The 15383-nt window shown below is 35.2% G+C and carries 17 protein-coding genes; 9 read left to right on the forward strand and 8 right to left on the reverse strand.

The window, feature by feature from the left end; genetic code table 11:
• The 8 genes from nuoH (at position 1) to BM253_RS01355 (ending at position 8466) form a co-directional block, all read left to right on the forward strand.
• Positions 1 to 1032 carry an NADH-quinone oxidoreductase subunit NuoH gene (gene nuoH, locus BM253_RS01320; protein WP_091517822.1) on the forward strand — a complete coding sequence of 344 codons (1032 nt, stop codon included), beginning with the start codon at positions 1 to 3 and terminating at the stop codon, positions 1030 to 1032.
• A 13-nt stretch (positions 1033 to 1045) separates the two neighbouring features.
• Complete coding sequence (locus BM253_RS01325; protein WP_091517825.1) at positions 1046 to 1585, forward strand: NuoI/complex I 23 kDa subunit family protein; 540 nt, start codon at positions 1046 to 1048, stop codon at positions 1583 to 1585.
• A 2-nt stretch (positions 1586 to 1587) separates the two neighbouring features.
• Positions 1588 to 2094: an NADH-quinone oxidoreductase subunit J family protein gene (locus tag BM253_RS01330; RefSeq protein ID WP_091517827.1), complete on the forward strand. Its 507-nt coding sequence runs from the start codon at positions 1588 to 1590 to the stop codon at positions 2092 to 2094.
• Position 2095: 1 nt separating this feature from the next.
• Positions 2096 to 2416, forward strand: coding sequence for an NADH-quinone oxidoreductase subunit NuoK (nuoK, locus tag BM253_RS01335; RefSeq protein WP_091517830.1), 321 nt, complete (start codon positions 2096 to 2098; stop codon positions 2414 to 2416).
• A gap of 1 nt (position 2417) precedes the next feature.
• Positions 2418 to 4286 (forward strand): NADH-quinone oxidoreductase subunit L, encoded by a 1869-nt coding sequence (gene nuoL, locus BM253_RS01340; RefSeq protein ID WP_091517832.1) that lies wholly within the window; start codon positions 2418 to 2420, stop codon positions 4284 to 4286.
• Between the two features lie 10 nt (positions 4287 to 4296).
• Complete coding sequence (locus BM253_RS01345) at positions 4297 to 5700, forward strand: complex I subunit 4 family protein (RefSeq protein WP_091518082.1); 1404 nt, start codon at positions 4297 to 4299, stop codon at positions 5698 to 5700.
• Positions 5701 to 5719: 19 nt separating this feature from the next.
• Entirely contained in the window at positions 5720 to 7093 is a 1374-nt protein-coding gene (locus BM253_RS01350) for an NADH-quinone oxidoreductase subunit N (protein WP_091517834.1), read from the forward strand.
• Between the two features lie 188 nt (positions 7094 to 7281).
• Complete coding sequence (locus tag BM253_RS01355) at positions 7282 to 8466, forward strand: oxygenase MpaB family protein (protein ID WP_091517836.1); 1185 nt, start codon at positions 7282 to 7284, stop codon at positions 8464 to 8466.
• 2 nt (positions 8467 to 8468) lie between these two features.
• Here BM253_RS01355 and BM253_RS01360 read toward each other — a convergent pair whose 3' ends face one another.
• Genes BM253_RS01360 through BM253_RS01370 form a run of 3 tightly spaced genes read right to left on the reverse strand, consistent with a single transcriptional unit; the run spans position 8469 to position 10261 of the window.
• The gene (locus tag BM253_RS01360) at positions 8469 to 9005 is read right to left on the reverse strand and encodes a hypothetical protein (protein ID WP_091517837.1); all 537 of its coding nucleotides are present in this window, start codon (positions 9003 to 9005) and stop codon (positions 8469 to 8471) included.
• Positions 9006 to 9043: 38 nt separating this feature from the next.
• The gene (locus BM253_RS01365) at positions 9044 to 9622 is read right to left on the reverse strand and encodes an outer membrane beta-barrel protein (RefSeq protein WP_091517838.1); all 579 of its coding nucleotides are present in this window, start codon (positions 9620 to 9622) and stop codon (positions 9044 to 9046) included.
• 6 nt (positions 9623 to 9628) lie between these two features.
• Positions 9629 to 10261 (reverse strand): outer membrane beta-barrel protein, encoded by a 633-nt coding sequence (locus tag BM253_RS01370; RefSeq protein ID WP_091517839.1) that lies wholly within the window; start codon positions 10259 to 10261, stop codon positions 9629 to 9631.
• Between the two features lie 142 nt (positions 10262 to 10403).
• Between BM253_RS01370 and BM253_RS01375 the strand changes: the two genes are divergently transcribed.
• Positions 10404 to 11438 (forward strand): LLM class flavin-dependent oxidoreductase, encoded by a 1035-nt coding sequence (locus tag BM253_RS01375; RefSeq protein ID WP_091517841.1) that lies wholly within the window; start codon positions 10404 to 10406, stop codon positions 11436 to 11438.
• 468 nt (positions 11439 to 11906) lie between these two features.
• On the opposite strand, the gene BM253_RS01385 is transcribed toward BM253_RS01375, so the two are convergent.
• From BM253_RS01385 to BM253_RS01405, 5 genes are read right to left on the reverse strand one after another with little or no spacing between them, the layout of a single operon-like run.
• The gene (locus tag BM253_RS01385) at positions 11907 to 12275 is read right to left on the reverse strand and encodes a hypothetical protein (RefSeq protein ID WP_091517845.1); all 369 of its coding nucleotides are present in this window, start codon (positions 12273 to 12275) and stop codon (positions 11907 to 11909) included.
• Positions 12276 to 12279: 4 nt separating this feature from the next.
• Complete coding sequence (locus BM253_RS01390) at positions 12280 to 12840, reverse strand: LemA family protein (protein WP_091517848.1); 561 nt, start codon at positions 12838 to 12840, stop codon at positions 12280 to 12282.
• A 12-nt stretch (positions 12841 to 12852) separates the two neighbouring features.
• The gene (locus BM253_RS01395; protein WP_143095558.1) at positions 12853 to 14064 is read right to left on the reverse strand and encodes a hypothetical protein; all 1212 of its coding nucleotides are present in this window, start codon (positions 14062 to 14064) and stop codon (positions 12853 to 12855) included.
• 5 nt (positions 14065 to 14069) lie between these two features.
• Entirely contained in the window at positions 14070 to 14795 is a 726-nt protein-coding gene (locus BM253_RS01400; protein ID WP_091517853.1) for a YqjF family protein, read from the reverse strand.
• A 1-nt stretch (position 14796) separates the two neighbouring features.
• Positions 14797 to 15372: a DUF1572 family protein gene (locus BM253_RS01405; RefSeq protein ID WP_091517857.1), complete on the reverse strand. Its 576-nt coding sequence runs from the start codon at positions 15370 to 15372 to the stop codon at positions 14797 to 14799.
• Between the last annotated feature and the right edge of the window lie 11 nt (positions 15373 to 15383).

The following is a 15383-nucleotide window of genomic DNA, read 5'->3' on the forward strand; positions in this document are numbered from 1 at the left end:
ATGGAAGAAGCAATTATTATAGAAAAAAGCGTAATTATTGTCGCTGTTTTTGCAATCACCATGCTTTTTGCCATGTACTGTACTTTAGCAGAACGTAAAATTGCTGCTTGGATTCAAGACCGTAGAGGTCCAAACCGTGCGGGGCCGGGTGGAATGTTACAACCTTTGGCAGATGGTTTAAAACTTTTTGCGAAAGAAGAATTCATGCCAAACACACCAAATACGTTCTTATTCGTATTTGGTCCGTTCATATCTATGACTATGGCATTAATGACCTCGGCGGTAATTCCGTGGGGCGATACCTTAGAAATTGGCGGTAGAAAAGTAATTTTACAGGCAGCTGATATCAACGTGGCAATGCTGTATGTTTTTGCAGTATTATCGGTAAGTGTGTACGGAATTATGATTGGTGGTTGGGCATCTAACAACAAATATTCATTGATTAGTGCTATGCGTGTGGCATCTCAAATGATTTCATACGAAATTGCCATGGGACTGTCTATCGTTGCCATTTTAATGATGCACAGCTCTATGAGTTTGCGCGAAATTGCAGCAGGTCAGCACGAAATGCACTGGAACATCTTTTATCAACCATTAGGCTTTTTCATATTCTTGATTTGTTCGTTTGCAGAAACCAACAGAACTCCTTTTGATTTGGCAGAATGTGAGCAAGAGTTAATTGGTGGATACCACACAGAATATTCGTCTATGAGAATGGGTTTCTTCCTATTTGCAGAATATGCGGCAATGTTTATCTCTTCTACCCTATTGGCGGTTCTTTATTTAGGAGCTTACAATTATCCGGGTATGACGTGGGCTGCGGAAAATTGGGGAGAAAACACAGCCAACATTATTGGTATTGCAGTATTGTTTGGTAAAATCTGTTTCTTTATTTTCTTGTACATGTGGGTACGTTGGACCATTCCACGTTTCCGTTACGACCAGTTAATGAATTTAGGTTGGAAAACGTTAATTCCGTTAGCAATATTAAACATTGTGGTTACTGCGGTTGTATTATTATTAAATCGCTAAAAAAACAGAAATTATGTCAATTCAAAATACATCCTTATCGGGAAGAAAAAAACAAGTTTCTAATAAAGAAATGACACTTGGCGAACGTTTGTATATTGGTGCAATTGCAGGCGGTATGGCAACTACTTTTAAGCATTTGTTTAAAAAGAAGGTTACCATTAGTTACCCGGAAGAAACACGTCCGTTCAGTCCGGTTTATCGCGGTCAGCACATGTTAATGCGCGATGAAGAAGGTAGAGAACGTTGTACAGCTTGTGGTTTGTGTGCATTATCTTGCCCTGCAGAAGCTATTACCATGAAAGCTGCCGAACGTACTGCAGACGAACTACACTTATACCGTGAAGAAAAATATGCAGAAATATACGAGATTAATATGTTGCGTTGTATTTACTGTGGTTTGTGCGAAGAAGCTTGCCCTAAACAAGCAATCTATCTTACTACATCTAAAAAAATTGTAAAGGCAGATACTAATCGTGAGCATTTTATTTTTGGTAAAGAACAATTGGTTATGCCATTAGAACAAGCTATTAACAACACAGCAAAATCAGAATAAAAATGATAGAGATTTTATTTTACATTCTTTCGGCTGTTACTTTAGGAAGTGCGTTTTTAACCATTCTTTCTAAAAATCCTATACACAGTGCTATTTGGTTGGTTATCTGTTTCTTTAGTATTGCAGGTCATTATGCATTGTTAAACTCACAGTTTTTGGCAATGGTTCACATCATTGTATATTCTGGAGCGATTATGATTTTAATGCTCTTTACCATCATGTTAATGAACCTGAACATAAGCGATGAAATTGCAAAACCTATCGTAACCAAAATTATTGCAACGGTTTGTTTTTGTTTGATCGGATTCTTTTTAGTGAGTTCATTGGCACAAACAGCTCCGGCATTAGAAACTTATACACAAACAGGAGTAGATTTTCAAACCATTCAGGTATTAGGAAAAGTGCTATTGAACGAATTTGTGCTTCCGTTTGAAATGGCTGCTATTTTATTGTTAATGGCAATGATTGGTGCCGTATTAATATCTAAAAAAGAGAAAAAAACAGCATAATATGGAAAACGTTTTACAACAAATTGGTATAGACCAATACATTTACTTAGCCATATTACTGTTTTGTATTGGTGCATTTGGTATTTTATACCGTAGAAATGCAATTGTTATGTTCATGTCGATCGAAATTATGCTGAACGCTGCAAACTTACTTTTAGTTGCTTTTTCTACGTATCACGAAGATGCAAACGGACAAGTATTTGTTTTCTTTACAATGGCTGTTGCTGCTGCCGAAGTAGCAATTGGATTGGCGATTTTGGTGGCGATTTATAGAAATATAGGATCGATTGATATTGATAAACTTAAAAAATTAAAAGGATAGCATGAGTACAACTATTTTACTACTTACATTGATTTTCCCTTTGGTTGGTACATTAATCAACGGATTTTGGGGCAAACATTTAAGCAAAAAAGTATCGGGTACTATTGCAACATTGGCTATTGCCGCATCGTTTGTAACTTCATGCTTATTTTTCGCTTACATTCAAGATGGTGAACCTGTAAAAGTGGTTTTATTTGAATGGATGAAATTCAATTATTTTTCTATTGATTTCGGATTTTATTTTGATCAATTAGCTGCTTTATGGCTAATGTTCATTACAGGTATCGGAACATTGATCCATCTGTATTCAACAAGTTATATGAGTCATGATGAGAATTTCTCTAAATTCTTTACCTACCTGAATTTCTTTGTTTTCTTCATGTTGATTTTAGTAACAGGAAGCAACTTGGCAATGATGTTCATTGGTTGGGAAGGTGTTGGTTTATGCTCGTACCTATTGATCGGTTTCTGGTATAAAAACCAAGATTACAACAACGCAGCTAAGAAAGCATTCATCATGAACCGTATTGGGGATTTAGGCTTTTTGGTAGGAATTTTCGTTACAGGATATTTATTTCACACCTTAGATTTTATCGAATTAAAAGAACAAAGTTTCCTTGCACCTACTTTAGGCATTGCAACAATGGCATTCTTTATCGCAGCAACAGGTAAAAGTGCGCAATTACCGCTTTACACGTGGTTACCAGATGCAATGGCAGGACCAACGCCTGTATCGGCTTTAATCCACGCGGCTACCATGGTTACAGCAGGTATCTTTATGATTACACGTTTAAACTTTTTGTTCGATTTAACTCCGGATGTGCAACACATCATTGCAATAATTGGAGCTGTAACCTCTTTAGTTGCTGCAACCATTGCCTTGGTACAAAACGATATTAAAAAAGTATTGGCATATTCTACCGTATCGCAATTAGGTTTAATGTTTTTGGCATTAGGTTTAGGTGCTTACGAAGTTGCGGTTTTCCACGTAATTACACACGCGTTCTTTAAAGCATGTTTGTTCTTAGGATCGGGATCGGTTATACACGCAGTTGGTGGCGAACAAGATATGCGACACATGGGCGGATTGAAAAAACACATGAAAATTACGTATGCTACATTTTTTATATCAACCTTAGCAATATCAGGTTTCCCACCATTATCAGGTTTCTTCTCTAAAGACGAAATTTTATTAACGGCATTCCATCACAACACAGTTTTATGGGTTGTAGCAAGTTTAGCATCGATATTAACAGCATTTTATATGTTCCGTTTATTGTTCTTAACCTTCTCTAACAAATTCAGAGGAACCGAAGAACAAGAACATCATTTACACGAAAGTCCGTCTGCAATGACCATGCCTTTAATCATTTTAGCAGTATTGGCAGCAGTTGGTGGTTTAATAAGTATTCCAGGCAGCAGTTGGTTGAACGAATTTTTAAAACCGGTCATTAAAAATAGCGCAACATTACATCATCATGAATTAGGTACAACCGAATACCTATTAATGGGCTTAGCAGTTGTTGGTGCTTTGATTGGTTTAATGGTTGCTTACTTTAAGTACATTAAAAACAAACAAGTACCTGTGAACGACAACAATGTGTCGGGCTTACAGAAATTGTTTGCTAACAAATATTATTTAGATGAGATTTATATGTTGATTATTGTTAATCCGTTAAATTTCTTTGGATCTTTCTTTAAAAAACAAATCGACGGATTAATCAATGGTGTTGTTTTAAGTTTCGGACGCGTTCCGTCTGAACTTTCATATCAGGGTAAAAAAGCACAAAACGGAAACATTGGCTTGTACTTATTTGCCTTTGTAATTGGTGTTTGTGGCTTGTTGTATTATTTATTTATGTGTTACTAAAATTATGGCAATGAATTGTATTATTATTTTACTTATTTATGTTTTAGGAGCTGTTGCTACATTGGCATCAAACTCTAAAAATGCAGCTAAAATAGCTTTAGTAACCAGTTTAATTAACGCCGTAATTGCTTTAGTTTTAACAGGCGAATATTTAAACGGTAACGATATTTCGTTTACACAACAATGGATTTCTAACCCGAATATTTCTTTATCTTTTGTAGTTGACGGATTAAGCTTAACCATGTTATTGCTTACAACATTGTTATTGCCGATTATTATTTTGGCATCGTTCAACACCTTGTATTCTAAAGCAAACCAGTTGTATTCATTGGTTTTGTTCATGGCATTTGCTATGGCGGGAACCTTTTTAGCACAAGACGGTTTGGTTTACTATATTTTCTGGGAATTAGCGTTGTTACCAATTTTCTTTATAGGATTGTTATGGGGAAGCGACGAATGGAAAGTACGCAAACGTGTAATGGTTACGTTTTTTATGTACACTTTTGCAGGATCGTTGTTTATGTTGGCAGCTTTTGCTTACTTATACACATTAACCGGCAGTTTTGCATGGAGCGATCTTTCTAAAGCAGTGCTATCAACCAAAGAAGCAAATTATATTTTCTTGGCATTTTTCTTAGCTTATGGAATTAAAATTCCGGTTTTTCCATTCCATACATGGCAGGCAAACACCTATGAGAAATCACCTACAATTGGTACGATGTTACTTTCGGGCATCATGCTTAAAATGGGTGTTTATTCAATTTTACGTTGGCAAATGCCGATTGCAGGAAATGTATCAGAAAACATCTTAAAAACGGTTATCATTTTTTGTATCATTGGTATCATCTACGCATCATTAATCGCATTAAGATCTAACAACCTAAAACGTTTATTGGCATATTCGTCAATGGCGCACGTTGGTTTGGTTGCTGCAGGTGCTTATGTAGGAAACAGCACGGGTTATCAAGGTGCGATTATTCAAATGGTTGGGCACGGTTTTGTAATGGTTGGTTTGTTTTATCTTGCCGATATCATTTCCAAAAGATACGATACCTACGAAATTAAGGAAATGGGCGGTATTCGTTCACAAGCTCCTAAATTCACTACCTTCTTTTTAATCATTTTGTTTGCATCAATCGGTTTACCTGGAACTTTCGGATTCATCGGAGAATTTACTTTATTGTTCGCATTATCAGAAAAAGAATTGCTGTATGCAGTTTTTGCAGGAACATCAATCATTCTTGGAGCCTATTACATGCTTAAAATGTTTCAGAATGCCGTTTTAGGAAGCACACAAAACAAGGTTTTTGCCGAAGTAACTACAAAAGAATATTTTGTTTTAGCGGTTATTTGTGTGGTTTTAATTGGTTTGGGAATCTATCCGAAATTACTAACCGATTTATTTATTCAATAGAACATAGAAAAATTAAACTATGAGTACATTAATAGCTTTAGCATCTTTAGCGGTTCTTATATTAGTATTAGAGATTTTTAACCTGCGCAAAACCATTGTGCCTTTAACTTTGGTGGGTTTATTGGTTGCGTTAGGCTTGAATATATGCGATTTTAATTCGATCGATTCTTTCTACAACAACATGATTGTGGTAAACAAATCAACGGTTTTATTCAATTCGCTTTTTATTGTTTTAACGTTTTTCATTGTGGCGTTGGGGCAGTCATTCTACAAGGAACAATATGATAAAATATCAGACTACACCTCTTTAAAGATATTCTTGTTGATTGGCGCTTACTGTATGATTTCGTTCGGAAATCTGGTAATGTTCTTTTTAGGATTAGAAATTTTATCGATCACCTTATACATTTTAGCAGGAAGCGACAGAACAAACATTAAAAGTAACGAAGCCGGAATGAAGTATTTCTTAATGGGATCTTTCGCTTCAGGATTTATTTTGTTCGGAATTGCCTTAATCTACGGCGCAACCGCTTCGTTTGATCTAGATCAGATTGTTTTGGCAAGCACACAGTTGGCAATGCCTAAATGGTTCACGGTTGGTTTTACGTTAATGTTGGTTGGTTTATTGTTTAAAATAGCAGCCTTTCCTTTTCATTTCTGGGCTCCAGATGTTTATCAAGGATCGCCTTTGCTTACTACAACAACCATGAGTACCTTGGCAAAAGTTGCTGCGGTAGCTGCGTTTTACAAATTAAGCGTGGTGTTTTTCCCTGCAATGCCAACAAACTTTGTCAACTTAATTGCCTTTTTAATTGTTGCCACTTTGATTATTGGTAACATAATGGCATTAAAACAAAACAACATTAAACGCCTTATGGCATATTCGGGTATTTCGCATGCCGGTTTTATGTTAATGGCAATTTTGTTGGGGAAAACTGCCGAGCCTTATTTATTCTACTATATGACAGCTTATGCTATTGCAGGTATTGCGGCATTCAGCGTTATTTTATATGTATGTCAGGATAAAAAAGAAGAATTGGTTATTCATTTCCGTGGATTTGCAAAACACAAACCAGTATTAGCTGTTACATTGTCGTTAGCTTTATTGTCAATGGCGGGAATACCTATTTTAGCAGGATTCTTTGGAAAACTATTCTTGTTTACCGAGGCTTTAAAACAAGGTTTCTACATCACGGTTATAACAGCGGTAATTACATCAATCATTAGTATTTACTATTACATTAAAGTAATTATTGTAATGTTTACTTATAAAAATGCCGATGCCAATACGGTTTATCAAAAAAACTTTATGTATTCTGCGGTTGCAGTTGCAGCCATCATTATTAATCTAGTTATCGGATTTTGCCCATCAATAATAATAGATTTATTTTAATTTTAGTTAATTGATTACTTTACTAAAGGTTGATTTGAACTTCAAATCAACCTTTTTTCATATCTTTAAAGTTAGAATAAGGTAAAAAATAATTTGCTTACTTTCAGACCTCACAGGTTTTAAAAACCTGTGAGTCTTGACGAAAGATATAAAGTTAAATTTGTGTTGTGCTCTGAATTATTTAAACTATGAAAGCTCCCGAAAGATATCAGCCTGAAAACAACCAATCTTTTTCAAGTTATTGGAAACCTACCAACGATAATTTACTCCCAAAATTGCTTCCAACGGTTTCTTTGGAAGAAAGCGAACAGCTGATTCCATTGTATTTTCAGGTTGATGAATTGGGCGATACCGTTGCAAAAGAATATTTCAGCAACAAACAGTTTGGCGAAGCTATTGGAATGTTGCATCGCGATTTTTCTAAGTATCCTTCCAACAAAGAAAAACTTTCGGAAACTGCGCAAGAACTTTTTAAACAACTGACCGATATTCCAGCTTGGGTAAATTTCGATTTGATTAATCTGGCGGCGACATACTGTAACCGATGCGGTACATCGGCATTATCGGTTTTGCGCAACTATTGTTTAATGGGCGGCTATGAATCATCGGCAATTAACAAACCGCTTATTTTTACGCAGGCTTTGCACAAAGGTGCTGTAAAACGTTTGGCGGACACGGTTGATTTCTGGATGAATGTTACAACGGTAAACGGATTAAAACCACAGCAAAAAGGGATTTATTCGATATTAACCACCCGACTGATTCATTCATACTCTCGTTTACAGATTGAAAAATCGACCGATTGGAAACCGGAACTTTGGGGCAGACCGATTAATCTGTGGGATATGCTGGCTACCAATTTAGGTTTTTCGATCGCTTTTATGGACGGATTATCGAAATTAAAACTCCCACCGACAAATGAAGAACTTACCGCTGTTTTACACCTTTGGAAATATGTTGGTTATCTTTTAGGTATTCCGTTGGAATTATTGCCTGATACAGGCGATGAAGCTGCAAAACAATTGTATTTGTGGAGCAAAACCCAAAAAGGCATCGATCAGGATTCTAAAGATTTGGCTTATGCGTTGTACGAAGAACCCAAAATGGTTTCGTTTACCAACAATTCATTCATGAAATGGTTTGTACAAAAGACGAATGTAGGATATAACGAAGTTTTATTGGGAGCCGAAAGTAGATCTGCATTGGGTCTTCCCTACTCTAAAGGTAAATATTGGATTTTATTGTTGAATAACATTAACCAATACTTCGATAAAAAAGCGAAAAGCAATTCCAAATCATATATAAAAGTTGCTTTAAAAGGAAGAAAACAACAAGAAGACGTTTGGGATTTGTATCGAAAGGAAAAGAGATAAGTTTAATATTTTATCTTTTCGTCTTTATTATATTTCTTATCAAGATCATATAAAATTCTATCTGCAAGAATAAAATCAATTTGCTTATGATTGCAAACTTCTCTTAACTTTTCTAAATATCCCAAGTATAATTCTATTTGAATATCTATCGAAGAAAAATATTTTGGCATAATCTTTCCATAAATCAAACGATAAACTCTTTGATCAATGATCTGATAAATGTTAGGGTTTTTAAATCTTAAAATAGTTGAAGCCATCGCTAATTGTACGCCTTTCGTAGATAACAGATTTCTTAAAATTTTTTCTGTTAAGTCAGCATTTAAAATCAAATCATGCTTATCAACTTGATTTAAAAGCAATAATGTACTTTTGTCTAACTGTGAGTAACGATTAACTTTCCAGAGAACAATCTGATTAATTATACTTTGATCGAAATCAACATTAATATTGTCTAAAATCGATGTTAATTCTGGCTGAAATTTATAATCATCATTTGATAGTTCTTGTTCTGTTAAGTTTAAATCATAAACTGTTTTCATTAAAATATATCGTTAAAAAAGATGCTTTTCAGCATCTTTTATTTATTAAACTTATAGGTTAAACCAACTTGGAAAACACTGTTGTAGTTAAGTCCTGAAAAGAAAAGAAACCAATCTTGATCATTAACAACATCAGCAACACCAGCTTTGTACCTTCCTTCAACCGACAAATTATCAGTAATATCATATCCCAAACCAACGTTAAGTGATAAATCTCCTCTGTTATTGTTATACTTACTTTCTGTTAACAACAATTCTAACGATGGCCCCACTTGCAAAAAGAACGATTTCAAGTTAAATTTATTCATAACGGTTAATCCTAAATAATTTAAAGGAATATCGGCTCTGCCTCCATTTGTTTCAGGAAAATATTTCGAACTTAAATAAACATCATTTGCTCCCTGCATAGAAAAATTCAATTCGGGCTGTAAAGAATAAAACTTTGTAAACTTAATGTTTCCAAATGCACCAACATAAAAACCCGGTTTAGCCGAAGCATCAACATCTTCAATGGTAGAAATATTCAAACCGGCTCTTAAACCCGTTCTAAATTCTGTTTGCGCTTGGGCAGCAGTAAAACCAAATACCATCAACCCTAAAAAAACAACTTTACGCATGATCTTCTACTTAAATGTATAGGTTAAGCCAACCATAAACGAACGGTTTAAATTAGCTGAATAATTTGAATAATAACTTGCGTTAGAATAAATAGGCTCAATAATTCCCTGACGCATACGTGCTTCAATGCCAAAATTTTCGGTAATGCTGTACCCTAATCCAAAGTTAAAAGTTAAATCAACTCCGTTATTATGTGAATACAAAGGCTCATAATAATTACCTCCTGTGGTATTATAACTATTGGTTGCTGTGTGTTCTGACACCAAAATATCAAGCCCGGGACCCACATGCATACTGAATTTATCAAAATTAAACTTGTTGATAAGGTTTAAAGACAAATAATCTAAAGGCACACTGCCTTGTCTTCCTTGAACATATTGGTAGCTATTATCATCATATCGGTAAGACTGAATATTATCAACCCCTTGGCGTAAATACATCATCTCAAACTGCATATTGTAAACACGCGTTAATTTTAAATTTCCGTATAACCCCACATAAAAATTGTTTCTATACTCACCACCCATTCCTGTAACGGTAGAGGCAGAATAGCCCGCTTTAACTCCTGGTTTAAAAGAAACTTGCGCATTTGCCGATCCAAAAGCACAAACTGCCAAAAGCATTATAACTTTTTTCATAAGTAGTATTTTAAATGTATGTTAATAAATGTTTATGAGCCGAATATACTATTTTCTTTTCATATAACAACAAAGAAACTTCTTGTACTACATTAAGCAGAAACCATAACTATTTTACGAACTTTACTAAAAATTAGAAAATATGGAATTAGGAATATCGATGTTTGGCGATTTAAGGTTCAATCCGCAAACGCAACAACGCAAAGCACCTCATCAACGGTTTACCGAAATGCTGGAACAGGTTAAACTGGCAGACGAAGTTGGTTTAGATGTTTTTGAAATGGGCGAACACCACCGTGCAGACTACAGCGTAACGAATCCGCAGTTGTTTTTAAGTGCAGCAGCGGCAGTTACAAAAAATATAAAATTAGGATCGGCAGTAACGGTTTTAAGTTCGAGTGATCCCGTGCGTTTGTTCGAAGATTTCAGTATGCTGGATCAACTATCTAAAGGTAGAACGCACATTATGGCGGGTCGCGGCAGTTTTATAGAATCGTTTCCGCTTTTTGGATTTAGTTTAGATGATTACGATGCGTTGTTTGAAGACAAGCTGATGCTTTTATTAGATTTGATTAATAAAAACGGTACAGACATTAACTGGAACGGACGTTTGACTCAAAACCTGAAAAATGTAGATCTGTATCCAAAACCATTTCAGGACAAATTACCTGTTTGGATTGCGGTTGGTGGTACACCAGCATCGGTTCTTCGTGCAGCCCGATTGGGATTACCGATCATGTTTGCTATTATTGGCGGAATGCCTATTAACTTTAAACCTTTGGTTGATTATTATAAAGAGAATTATTTGGCGGCAGGTCACGATGCAGCAAAAATGCAATTGGGTATTAATTCACACACTTTTGTTGGGGCTAACAGCAATATTAAAGACGAATATTTTCCGTTTTATGCCGCACAGATGGATCATATAGGGAAAGATCGCGGTTGGGCGCCGTTTAGCAAGGACGTATTTTTAAACACAACCCGACCAGAAGGTGCTTATTTTATGGACGAACCAAATGCGGTGATCGATAAAATTCTGCAACAACACGAATGGTTTGGTCATACCCGTTTTGTAGGACAGATGGATGTTGGCGATCCTGATCACCACATGCTTATGAAATCAATTGAATTGTTTGGAACTAAAGTAGCTCCGGAAGTTAGAAAGGCTTTGAAATAAAGAAATCGCTACTAATGTTGTTTCATTAGTAGTGATTTTTTAATACAGCTATTTACTTTGTAGACTAACTACCAAAGCAAAGAATTCGTACGGTAGCGGAGAATTTTATTTATTTTAATCGAAAAACCAATTCAAATATCCATTTACATCAACTTTTATACTACAAATATATATTAGTAGTAATACTATAAAATATATAAAGAAATTTTTAGAAAACAATAACTTTCTCATTACTATTAAATAGATTAATCCAATTATTCCTAAGCTAAATAGAACTATTATTCCAAATGAGAAAAAATAATAAGTTATATTATAAAAAAATTCATTCATGGCTTGAGTTGAATCTATATAATAAATCTCATTAGCTCCATATTTATAAATTGCTGTAGATATAAAAAAGTATATCAAAACAAACCCTATTGTAGGAATCATTATTAAACTATTCCATATTCTTTTTTCTCCCATAAATCAACTCTTCTTCCTTAACTTTTGTAGCGAATTATTCTTATCACCAATAAAACCGCTCATTTCGTTGAAATTTAATGCGGAATAAATCAAACAGATAATAAACAAGCCAATTAAAATAAACAATACTTTTAAACTGCTTACGCCCGATGCAAAAAACAGCATAGACAATACAAAGCCTGCCAACCAAGTAATACCAATGGGCAAAGCAAACAAAGTGCCCATTTTTTCAGCAAAAACCCGCAGGCCAATTGCTTTTAGAAATGTATCTACCAGATAAATAACAATTGCCAACGGAATGATTCCAAAGGCGACTATAAAGACCAATATGCCCGGTTCGGATTCTAAATATCTTAAAAAATCAACAATCATTATGTTAGAATTTAATGCCGTTATACACTTTTTCCTGCTCGGTAATCTGTAAAAAATTACGCTTGTTGTAACGCAGTATTCCTGCAAAAATTACGTTAGGAAATTCCTGAATTCCGGTATTGTACAAAGCTACCGTTTCGTTAAAAAGTTCACGCCGGTCGGCAATCGCATCTTCTATTCCCGAAACGCGGTTTTGTAAATTGTTAAACGCTTGACTTGACTGCAATTCGGGATAATTCTCACTTACCGCAAAAACCGTTTTCAATACACCTGCCGTTTCGTTAGCAATAGCAACTTTATCATCGCTGTTTGCTGCATTCAGAAAATCGGTACGCAGTTTTGTCAGTTTTTCTAAAACCGATTGTTCAAAACCGGTGTGCTGTTTCACAACTTCGATAAGATTCGGTATTTCATCGGCACGCTGCTTCAACAACACATCGATATTCGCAAAAGCCTTGTCGGCATTATTGTTTAAAAAAACCAAGCGGTTGTAAATGGCAATTGCACCGCCCACTAAAGCAACCACTAGAACTACAACAATTAAAAGTGCCAATAAATTTTCCATAATTTTTTTTATTTAATTTTCAACAGGTTCCGCATAAATAGCTTCATCGCTATTTTCATTTGTTGCCTGCGCTTCTTTTTCTGATTTATTATCTTTAAAAATAGTAAAATTTCTGCTTAAATACCTGTGCGGATTAACCGAAACTCCAGACGATGTTACCCGAATATCCGACGAAAGTATAAATGCCGCCCATAACAAAAATGCAATGATGTATGGACGTGCTTTCGATAAATAATATATTGCCTGATCGTGTTTTTCTACGGCAGTTGTAGGAGTAATCGATAAAATTCGTTTGTTTTCATCGTACATAAAAACAGGTTCGTTGTTTTCTATCGAAGCTTTTCCGATCATTAGATACAGTTTATCGTCTTCCTCTAAAACGTATTCGGTATATTTTTTACCATTGCTCCGATACGAATATTCGTTAAAGTGAAGCAACTGCAATTTATCGGGAATTACTTTAATTCTACCGGTTTCATCTTCCAAAAAAAACGGATTGTACAAAAAATCGGTATGTATGGTTGATAATTGTTCTTTACCGTCATCGTCGTGACTTATTTCTTGTATCAAATAATAATATCCGGCGCAACGCTTGCTTTTAACTCGGCTTGTTAACGCTTCATCAATTACAATTTTCCCCTGAATTTCTGCCAGTCCCATTGCAACCGACCGTATTTTTGATGTGGGTAACGATTTTTGCAGCTTCATTAAATTGCTGCCAGATCTTTTTTTACTGATTAAAGCCGTTAGAACGATTAATAATATGGGTCCGAAAAATCCTAAAACCGCAAAAGATCCAAAAAAGCATGCAATAAAAAACAGACTTTTTAATAATTCCCAAATCCAGTTTTTCTTTTTTACAGGTTTAAGATATTGTGCATTTTTATTGGTAATTCTGGCTAATTCCTGTTGTTTGTTTTGATAATTTACGCGTTCCCTAATACCTAAAGCAGGCGCAATAATTACGATTCCCAACAATGCCATTGGAAATGTCAACACGAACAAACTGCCAATCCCGATCAGCATAAACTGCGGTTGAATAAAATACAGAACCACCAATAGTATCGGATACACTGCAAAAAAATATTTACCCAGATTTATTTTATACAATCCGGTAAATATCATATAATGAAAAAATGCGACAATGAGCGAAACCACCAATGCACCAACTAACAAACCAATGGTAACATCTTGCTGCATGATGCTGTTATACAAATCTTCCATAAAAACTACACTTCTATTTTATTCCAAGCGATAACCTGCACACCGCTTGAATACTGAACTTTTAAAGGAAGTTCGTTCAAATTTAAATCACCCAAAACATAATCTGTTTGCAATTCATAAAGCGTTAGTTGGTAAAGTGGCCAAGGAATGTGATGAATATCGTATCGATACAAATTTTCGTCGTCATCAACATACAAGCAATAACGTTCGGTTAAAAAACAGTCCAAATCGGTTTTATCTTTTATCTCGGTTCCAATTTCGTATTTTGCTGCAAATGAAAAATTCTTCTTTTTAAAAACCGATTGAAAATAATCTTTATTGTTTCGATACATATCGGCATGTTCATAAGGTAAAACCGACAATAATTTTGAAACAGCAACCGAAATGATTTTACTTGCTTCGATGTTTAAAAAATATACGCCTGGAATATCGTCTTTTAAAACATAGGTTCGCAAGTTGATCTCTTCGAAATTAGAAATGGGCGCAAACGGAGGCAAAAATCGCGGCCGGATTTTTTCCATAGTAAATGCCACTAATGATACGTAGGCTTCCTCATTAAACAAATCAATTGTTAAACCATCGGGAATTAACTCCTGCAAAATAGCTGCATCAACCTTCCAATGAAAAAACAAGGCACGGTTCCATTCCTGATAAAAACTATAAGGTTGTTTTGGGTAATCCCAAGTTCGGTGATCGGTTTGTTTTAGTATTTTTTTGATTGATAATCCCATATCATTCCTGGTTTTTATCGTTCAACAAATCATCGGTAAAATGTCTGCGTTGCTTTTCTGTTGAAAATTTTTCAGCATTATATTGGTTTGATTTATTTCGGGGAATTGATAACGACTGCCATTTTTCGTTTTGAATCATTTTGCCGATAAATACAATCTGCCCCACGTGATACGGATAATGAGCTAATTGTCGGTTAATAGCTTCTTGTACCGTATGCCCTTCGTTACGAATATAGATTATTTTGTTCAAATCGGTTTCAGACAAACTGTTCAGGGTATTAAACAAACAATTCCAACCGGCTTCCCATTTTTCCAGAACTTCGGCAGCCGAATTTAAATCGGCTTCAAATTCACTGTCACGGTTTCGCCATTCTTTTTCGCCATCGGTTGTAAAAATATCGGTCCAACGCGAAAGCATGTTTCCCCACAAATGTTTCACAATAACGGCAATGCTGTTGCTTTCCGCATTAAACTGCCAAAAGAAATCGGGTTCTTGCAATTGTTCAAACGTTTTATCGCCCAAATGCTTGTAATAGGCAAACTGCTTTTTTATACTTTCTATAAATGTTGATTCCATTTGTTTCGATT

It is taken from the genome of Paenimyroides ummariense, assembly GCF_900115115.1.
GTDB lineage: Bacteria > Bacteroidota > Bacteroidia > Flavobacteriales > Flavobacteriaceae > Flavobacterium > Flavobacterium ummariense.